The sequence below is a fragment of the Vibrio sp. S11_S32 genome (assembly GCF_014694465.1).
GTDB classification, from domain to species: Bacteria; Pseudomonadota; Gammaproteobacteria; order Enterobacterales; family Vibrionaceae; genus Vibrio; species Vibrio algicola.
In genome coordinates this window covers 1-400 of the sequence record NZ_JAAUWS010000159.1, presented here as the reverse complement: position 1 = coordinate 400, position 400 = coordinate 1, and the positions used below count along the sequence as shown (strand labels likewise).

At 39.2% G+C, this 400-nt stretch carries 1 rRNA gene; it reads left to right on the top strand.

Annotated elements, in window-relative coordinates:
- Positions 1-3 precede the first annotated feature (3 nt).
- Positions 4-119 (top strand): 5S ribosomal RNA (rrf, locus tag HC723_RS17080).
- The last annotated feature ends 281 nt before the right edge of the window (positions 120-400 follow it).

Below are 400 nucleotides of genomic sequence, written 5' to 3'. Positions count from 1 at the left end.
TTGCTTGGCGACCATAGCATTGTGGACCCACCTGATTCCATGCCGAACTCAGAAGTGAAACGCAATAGCGCCGATGGTAGTGTGGGGTTTCCCCATGTGAGAGTAGGACATCGCCAGGCTTGAATTTTAAGCTTACTTATTAGTAGGCTTTTACTTCCACTTTCAAAGTGAAGTAAAAATAGTATTTTCGTAAAGTTGAAAATACTATCTTGACTTTCATTTTAGTAAGCGTATTATACGCTTCCTGCTTGTGGCGCAAGTCACTGAAAGCAATGCTCTTTAACAATTTAAACCTATCAATCTGTGTGGGCACTCGTTGATGATAATCAATAAAGCTTCTTAGGAAGCAAAAATGATTTCAATGAACTGAGTGACCAAATTGAACAATTTATTGTTCGGC